Here is a 5555-nt window from a genome sequence, read left to right as displayed (position 1 = left end):
CTTAAAATTTTCTCGATCTCCTCGCGCACAAACACGTGAGTAACGGGATCAATCAGAGTCTTTTGGAAGCCGAAGTAAATTTGATAAATGACATAATAAACATAACAGATTAAAAGTATCAAAAATAAAATTACGTCGTCAAATTTAAACTCGCCGTTTCGGAACAAAATAATTCCGAAAACAATTAAAACGCAGGTAAACGGCACCGAAATTTTAAGTGCCGTTATAAAACGATTTTCGCGTTCTTTGGTTTCACTAAATAGAACAGACATTATATATCCAAGTGTTTAACATCTTTGGCATGATCTTGGATGTAGTTTCGGCGCGGTTCAACCTCGTCGCCCATAAAAAGATTAAAGGTATCACTAGCACTCTGTGCATCTGCAATGCTGATTTTTAAAAGCCTTCTATTTTCAGGGCTCATAGTTGTTTCCCAAAGCTGCTCCGGATTCATCTCTCCAAGACCTTTGTAGCGCTGAATATAAGCGCCTTTTTTCGAGCTTTTTTCGATTTCATCTAAAATTTCAATAAAATCCTTGCCAAAGCTTACATCCCGCTCTTTGATCTTTGAATAAACTCTGATCGCCTCTTCAAAGATATAATTGCCGAATAAATTCTCATCTATCACAAGCTGTTCCAAGCCGCTCGGAGTTTGGACATAAATTCTAATGCCTTCATCATTTACGTAGGAATTTAAGATGTTAAATCCTTCACTCTCTAGGCGCGGTTTTAAAATTTTAAATAGCTCCTCATAGCCAAGGCTTCGCGCTTCGTCGTTTTCTATCAAAAATCTGATCGCACTAAGCACGCTGAAACGCTTTTTAAGCTCATTTAGAAGCGAACGGTAGTTTGAGACGATTTTTAGATAATCGATCAGATCCTCGTTGCCGATACCTTCAAACTCTCCCATATCAATGCCCGTTTCGATCAAAAACTCACTCAGCGCCTTTTCGTCTTTTAGATAAATTTCTTTTTTGCCCTTTTTATATCTAAAAAGCGGCGGCTGTGCTAGATAAACATAGCCGTTTTCTACGATAGGTCGCAAAAACCTAAAGAAAAATGTTAGAAGCAGCGTCTGGATGTGGCTGCCGTCTACGTCCGCATCGGTCATAATGATGATTTTGTGATAGCGGAGCTTCTCTTCGTTAAATTCTTCGCCGATGCCGCAGCCAAAGGCCGTAATCATATTTTTAATCTCTTCGGATTGTAAAATCCTATCTAGCCGCGCCTTTTCTACGTTTAAAATTTTACCTCTAAGCGGTAGGATCGCTTGAAACACGCGGTCTCTTCCCTGCTTCGCCGAACCGCCCGCACTATCACCCTCGACTAGATAAATTTCGCTGATGCTTGCATCCTTACTTTGACAATCGGCTAGCTTTCCGGGGAGGGTGCCGACGGAATTTATATTGTCTTTTTTGCGCGTTAGATCACGTGCTTTCTTCGCCGCTTCGCGACCGCGCGCGGCTAAAAGAGCCTTATTCATAATGGCGCGCGCTTCGATCGGATTTTCTTCAAAATATTTGCTAAGCACCTCAAACGCCATCTTTTGCACAATCGGCTTAACGTAGCTGGAACCTAATTTTCCCTTAGTCTGTCCCTCAAACTGCGGTTCGGGAACCTTTACGCTAATTACCGCGATGAGTCCCTCGCGAACGTCGTCGCCGGTGATCTTCGTGTCCTTTTCGCGTGCAGCCGCATTTGCCGCGACGTAATTTGTTATCGCTCGAGTAAGACCCGCTCTAAAACCCGCCTCGTGCGTACCACCGTCCGGAGTTTTGATATTATTTACGAAGCTTAATAAATTTTCACTATACGTTTCGTTATACATCAGCGCAAAATCAACCATAACATCATCCGCGCTATCACTAAACGATACGGCTTTGGATATGGCAGGCGCTTTATTCATATCGTTTACGAAGCTCTCCAAGCCGCCTTCGAAGTGAAAGTGCTCGTCTCTGCCCGTGCGATTATCTTTAAAATTTATCGTAATTTTTGGATTTAGATACGCTAGCTCGCGAAATCTTTTTGATAAAATTTCATCGTCAAATTCTAAAATTTCAAAAATTTCGCCGTCGGGCCAAAACTCGATCGTAGTACCCGTGCGATTAGTAGTCTTTATCTTTTCAAGCTCGGTAGTAGGAATTCCTTTGGCAAATTCTTGTCTATAAATATTTCCGTCACGTTTGATCGTAGCAACGAGCTTTTTTGAGAGCGCATTTACAACGCTAACACCCACGCCGTGCAGACCGCCGGAGACTTTATAAGTGTCTTTGTCAAATTTACCGCCTGCGTGAAGCACCGTAAGAACCACCGTTGCGGCAGGAATTTTTTCGGTCGGATGTATATCGACGGGGATTCCACGACCGTTATCACTAACGATACAACTTCCCTCGTTTGTGATTTCGACGTCGATTGTGTCGCAGTAACCTGCCATCGCCTCGTCAATCGAATTATCAACTACCTCGTAGATCATATGGTGAAGTCCGCCGATATTGGTGTCTCCGATATACATTCCAGGGCGCTTTCTAACAGCCTCAAGACCTTTTAAAACTTTAATATTACTAGCGCCGTAATTTTGCTTCATAATTTTCCTTTAAATATTATTTATCGGCATGACGACCGTTTTTAAACCATCCGCGCTAAGCACGAACGCCGTATCGGAGCTATTAAAATCAAGCTCGAAAATTTCACTCTCGATATTACTTAAAAAATCAAGTAAAAAACGGTTTTTAACGCCAAAAACTATCTCGCCGTTTATCTCGATCGTCGCTTCAATTTCGGTCTTTGCCTCGGAATTGTCCTCGTTGATGCTCTCAAAAACCATTCCGTCCTTTTTAATGGTAACCTTCATCTCCTCGCACATTGCGTTTATCGCTCGCACGCCACTTACCATCTTATCGCGCGGGATTAAAATTTTATACGCCGTATCGCTTGGGATCACGCGCTCGTAGTTTGGAAATTTGCCGTTAATAAGCTTTGTAAAAAACTCAAAATTCTCGCTCACCGCTAGCAGCACGTTTTCGTCGTAGTAAATTTTAATTTTGTCCGAAAATAGCTTTTGAATTTCGCCTATCGCCTTTTTAGGAATCAAAATTTTAATATCTATCTCGCCAGCTTTTGATTGAGTGATCAGCTTATAAACGCTAAGTCGCTTCGTATCGGTTCCGACTAAATTTATAAAATCCTCTTTTACGTCGATTAAAGCGCCGTTTAGCTCATATTTTGGATTGTTCGTATCGATCGACGGATATATTTTTTTAAGACTTCTTCCTAAAATTCCAGCATTTACGTTAAAGCTGTTTTTGCCCTCTACCGCAGGAAAGTTTGGAAAATCCCTAGTTTCAAACATAGGAAGCTTGTACTTTGATTTTTTTTGCTTTACAAATAGCGCTCCGTTAACGGTTTCTAAAGTCACGTTATCATCGCTTAGGCCTTTAATAACGCTAAGAAGTTTACCTCCGTTTGCAGTAGCTTCGCCTTCCGTTTCTATTGAGACATTTTGAAGATTATAGCTTAGTCCGATTTCGTGATCGGTAGCTTTTATACTAAAAATTCCATCTTTAGCGCTCATTAAAAGATGTGAAGTTATTGAGCTTAGATCTTTTTTATCAAGATAGGAGCTAGTATTTGAAACTATCTCTTCTAAAAGTTTTTTAGTGATTAACACTTTCATGTTTTTATCCTTTTAAATTTTTATCGTTGTAGTAGTTGGTAAGCGGTTTTTGTGAAAAACTTATCCTAAAGCTTGTCTTTAGGTAGTTTATCCAGTGAGTAAGTAGCTTTGTTTTATTCACTTTCATTCACCTTTTTTGCTTTATTTTCATAAAGTTTAAATTTCATTCTTATCCTTTTTGGTTATTTTGTTTTTTAGCTCTTCAATTTTTATCTTTAATATCTCGTCGGTTTGGATGAGTTCGTTGATTTTTTTGATATTTTTGCTGATGGCGCTGTGATCTTTTAGATTAAAAAATGCGGCGATTTTTGGCATTGAGTTTTGAGTTAACTGTTTGGTTAGATATATGCAAATTTGGCGCGCTTCTACGACGTTTTTACTTCGCGTTTTACTCTTTAGCTCGCTAGGTTTTATGTTTAACTCTTTTGAGACGACCTCAATGACGTGTTCTAGGCTCACGCTTGAATATTTTTGATGGATCTGATCTTGCAGCGTACTTTTGGTAAATTCCAGCGTGATCTTCGTGCGAAGTATCGATGAGTATGCGTTTAGTTTGTTTATTGCGCCTTCAATCTCGCGGATATTATCGCCCATATTTGCGGCGATGTATTCCACGACATCGTGTGGGATTCTAACGCGGTTTTCCTCGCTCTTTTTATTGATGATGGCGATTTTTGTTTCTAGATCTGGCGGGGTGATGTTTGCTATGATGCCGCTTTCAAACCGCGTCGTCAGGCGACTTTCAAAGCCTTTTAAAAATTTTGGCGGCAGATCGTTGGTTAGAACGATTTGGCAATTTTTGTCTTTTAGCTCGTTAAATGTATAAAAAAGCTCCTCCTGAGCCTTATCGCGCCCGATTAAAAACTGAATATCGTCGATGAGCAAAACGTCGCAATTGCGGTATTTTTGTTTAAATTTATCGATCGAGTTGTTTTTGAGATTAAAGACAAAATCATTAGCAAACTGCTCGCTAGTGACGCAAATAACGGTTTTTCCTTTTTTAATGCAGTAATTTCCGATTGATTGAAGTAGGTGAGTTTTGCCAAGTCCGCTAGGTCCGTAGATAAAGAGCGGATTAAAGCGGATTCCGGGCTCTTTTGCGACCGTGATAGAGCACTCAAAAGCAAATTTATTTGAATCGCCAATGATGAAATTTTCAAAATTATAATTTTCGCTTAAAATTGTGCTCTTAGGCTTTTCGGAGATGATTTTTACCTTTTCTTTAGGCGAAATTTTAGCTTTTGAGGTGATTTTAACGATTACGTCGTTGAGTCCAAACTGTTTTTTGATAAGCTCTTTTATTTTTTTGCCGTATTTTGTCTGGGTATATTTGGCGATAAACTCGTTAGTTGCGTTGTAGATGAAAAATTCCGGTGTCGAGTTTTTATCGTTAAATTTCAAATTTTTAATGTATCTAGAGTATTCGGTAGGTAAAATTTCCTTCTCTAAATTCGATAAAATTTCTTGTGCTTGCGACGTCGCCATTGAATTCCCTTATAAATTAAGCCGCTATTTTAGCTAAATTTCACTAAATTTGCGGTAAATTTCAGTTTATTCACCGGTGATTAAACTGTGAATAAGTGCGAAAGGTGGTTATGAAAATTTTAGGAATTGATCCGGGAACTAGAAATTTAGGCTATGCGATTTTGGAAAAAGATGTGAATAAAATCACCCTCATAGAGGCGGGATTAGTGAAAATGAAGGCTGAAAACGTGCAATTTCAAATGACGCAGATGAGCGAGGCAATTGATCAAATTTTTAGCGCTCATAAAATCGATGAGGTCGCGATAGAATCGATGTTTTATGCCTACAATCCGCAGTCTGTTTTAAAGCTCGCTCAGTTTCGCGGCGCGCTGGCTCTTAAAATTTTACAAATTTTTGG

Annotated in this window: 5 protein-coding genes and 1 pseudogene; 1 reads left to right on the top strand and 5 read right to left on the bottom strand. The window is 39.6% G+C overall.

Annotated features, from left to right (window positions below):
• The 5 genes and pseudogenes from Q0614_RS09635 to dnaA all read right to left on the bottom strand — a co-directional run.
• Positions 1 to 272 (bottom strand): annotated as a pseudogene (locus Q0614_RS09635) (GGDEF domain-containing protein); the annotation flags it as partial.
• Positions 272 to 2584, bottom strand: coding sequence for a DNA topoisomerase (ATP-hydrolyzing) subunit B (gene gyrB, locus Q0614_RS09630; RefSeq protein WP_298788336.1), 2313 nt, complete (start codon positions 2582 to 2584; stop codon positions 272 to 274). The gene gyrB and the pseudogene Q0614_RS09635, both read right to left, overlap by 1 nt.
• A gap of 9 nt (positions 2585 to 2593) precedes the next feature.
• A complete protein-coding gene (dnaN, locus tag Q0614_RS09625; protein WP_298788334.1) occupies positions 2594 to 3673 on the bottom strand; it encodes a DNA polymerase III subunit beta in 1080 nt (359 codons plus the stop codon).
• 4 nt (positions 3674 to 3677) lie between these two features.
• Positions 3678 to 3800, bottom strand: a complete 123-nt coding sequence (locus tag Q0614_RS09620; protein WP_297881692.1) for a hypothetical protein — start codon at positions 3798 to 3800, stop codon at positions 3678 to 3680.
• A 29-nt stretch (positions 3801 to 3829) separates the two neighbouring features.
• Complete coding sequence (gene dnaA / locus Q0614_RS09615) at positions 3830 to 5158, bottom strand: chromosomal replication initiator protein DnaA (protein WP_298788332.1); 1329 nt, start codon at positions 5156 to 5158, stop codon at positions 3830 to 3832.
• A gap of 110 nt (positions 5159 to 5268) precedes the next feature.
• Between dnaA and Q0614_RS09610 the strand changes: the two genes are divergently transcribed.
• A partial coding sequence (locus tag Q0614_RS09610; protein WP_298788330.1) for a crossover junction endodeoxyribonuclease RuvC occupies positions 5269 to 5555 on the top strand: 287 nt, incomplete at its 3' end.

The sequence above is a fragment of the uncultured Campylobacter sp. genome (assembly GCF_937997595.1).
In the GTDB taxonomy this organism is placed as follows: domain Bacteria; phylum Campylobacterota; class Campylobacteria; order Campylobacterales; family Campylobacteraceae; genus Campylobacter_B.
The sequence above is the reverse complement of the archived record's forward strand: the minus strand, read 5'-3'. Positions and strand labels throughout refer to the sequence as shown.